The sequence below is a fragment of the Mesorhizobium sp. M7A.F.Ca.AU.002.02.1.1 genome, from assembly GCF_003998535.1.
GTDB classification, from domain to species: Bacteria; Pseudomonadota; Alphaproteobacteria; order Rhizobiales; family Rhizobiaceae; genus Mesorhizobium; species Mesorhizobium ciceri.
Genome location: NZ_RZPB01000907.1, coordinates 1 through 2,135, shown reverse-complemented (window position 1 = coordinate 2,135; position 2,135 = coordinate 1). Strand labels below are relative to the sequence as shown.

The window sequence follows — 2,135 nt, the reverse complement described above, 5'->3', positions numbered from 1 at the left end:
GTCTCCATCTGGCGAATGCGCCAGCTCTCCGTCACCAGCACCTCGTCGGCGATGCGCTCGCCCTGGCACGCCATGATGCGCGTCTTGGTGCCGCCTATATCCACGCCTGCAATGATTTTCTGGGTCACCATATCCACCGCGCAAGCCGGGCTGCCGCGTCCAATCCACGTTAGTTAGGAAACTTTACAAACTATCTTTCCAGACGGCAAGAACTATGATTTGATAATCGTCGTAAAAAGCGCATCAAGCGCGATTGGGAGATTGCAACATGAGCAGGAGAAGGATTGGGCTGGCCCTCGCGGCCGCGTCTTTCGCATGGGGATTGGCAGCCAGCGTGGCGCATGCCACCGACATCTCGTTCTGGACCTGGCGCCAGGAAGACAAGGCCGCCTACAACGAACTTTTCGCCGATTTCACCAAGGCCAACCCGGACATCCATGTGAAGTTCGAGTCCTTCCCGGACGAGAACTATCCGACCATCGTCTCGACGGCCCTGGCCGCCGGCAAGGGTGGCGACGTCATCCACACCCACGCCTATGGCTGGCTCGAGCAGTTCGTGAAGGCCGGCTATTTTGAACCACAGGATCTGACCACGGTGCCTTCGCTCGCCAACCAGCCCGCCGATGCGCTGGTGGCCGGCACCTATCGCGCCGACAAGAAGGTCTATTCGCTGCCCTTCGCTTCGCAGACGCTCGGCCTGTTCATCAACAAGGACGTCTTCGCCAAGACCGGGTTGACCCCGCCGACCACATGGGATGAGTTCATAACCGTCAGCAAGGCGCTGAAGGACAAGGGTATTTATCCCCTCGCCAACGGCATGGGCACAAGCTGGTTCAACGAGATGTTCGTCGCCATCTTCACCAACCCGTTCCTCGGCCAGGATTTCGTCAGCGACCTGACGTTGGGCAAGACCACCTTCAAGGACCCGCGCTATGTCGCCGCACTCGGCAAGCTGCTCGAATTGCGCGACTACATGCCGCCCGGCTTCGAAGGTATCGACTATGACACCGCCGGCCAGCTGTTCATCAGCGGCAAAGCGGCGATGCTTGCCGGCGGCAGCTTCGACATCGCCAGCTATCGCACCCAGAACCCGGCCATCAACATGGACTTCGTCGCCCCGCCAGTGGTCAAGGCCGGCGATACGCCGCAGGTGACCAAGTTCTTCGACGGCGGCTATGCGGTCAACGCCAAGTCGGCCAACAAGGAGGCCGCGCTCAAGCTGGTCAACTGGATGGGCACAAAGGAGTTCGGCGACAAGTTCTCCGCTCTGCTCGGCAACATCTCGCCGATCAAGGGCGTCGTCATCAAGGACGAGCTTCTCGCCCATGTCGCCAAGTTGAACGAAACCGCCATGCCGCATATCAATGTCGTCTACTTCCGTTTCGAGAAACCGACGGGATCGGAGCTGCTGCAGGGCGACATCACCAAGATGATGTCGGGTTCGATCACCCCGGACCAGCTGGCCGCCGACCTGACCAACGGCCTCGCCAAATGGTACAAGCCTTTCCAGGGCAAGTGACATGAACAGCGGCCGGCGCCACACCACAAAAGCCTTTCCGTGGCGCCGGTCACTCTGGATCGCGTCCCTGCTGACACCGGCCCTGGTGGTCATGGTGCTGTTCGTGCTCTGGCCGCTGCTCTCAGCCTTCCGCCTTGCCTTCTATGAGTTCAACGGCTTGCAGCCGACCGGATTCATCGGCTTCGAAAACTTCCGCAAGGTGCTGTTTGAACAGCCTTACAGCGACTGGACCTGGAATGCGCTGAAGCACAACATCATCGCCTTCGTGGCGCTGATGGTGTTCGAGAACGGCACCGCTTTCCTGCTCGCCTATGCCTTGCTGAAGGCGCTGCCCGGCCACCGTATCCACCAGGTCATCGTCTTTCTTCCGGTCGTGCTGTCGGCGGTCATCGTCGGCTTCCTGTGGAAACTGTTCCTGCATCCGCTGTTCGGCCTGGTGAACCAGACGCTGGCGCTGGTCGGCATCGGCGCCATACCGTGGCTCGGCAACGAACACACCGCACTCGGCAGCGTCCTGTTCGCCAACGTCTGGCACTGGCTCGGCTTCCCCACCCTGGTGCTGCTGGCCGGCATGCAGCGCGTCAGCAAGGAAGTCATCGAGGCTGCCCGTCTCGAC

2 protein-coding genes are annotated in these 2,135 nt (G+C 60.7%); both read left to right on the top strand.

Annotated elements, in window-relative coordinates:
• Positions 1 to 268 precede the first annotated feature (268 nt).
• Positions 269 to 1,519, top strand: coding sequence for an extracellular solute-binding protein (locus tag EN879_RS33130; protein WP_063170675.1), 1,251 nt, complete (start codon positions 269 to 271; stop codon positions 1,517 to 1,519).
• A gap of 1 nt (position 1,520) precedes the next feature.
• Positions 1,521 to 2,135 (top strand): sugar ABC transporter permease (locus tag EN879_RS33125; protein WP_164774736.1); only part of this gene is annotated, 615 nt, incomplete at its 3' end.

Excerpts from the sequence above, each read along its gene's own strand:
- EN879_RS33130 (WP_063170675.1), top strand. The coding sequence starts at position 269 with ATGAGCAGGAGAAGGATTGGGCTGGCCCTCGCGGCCGCGTCTTTCGCA.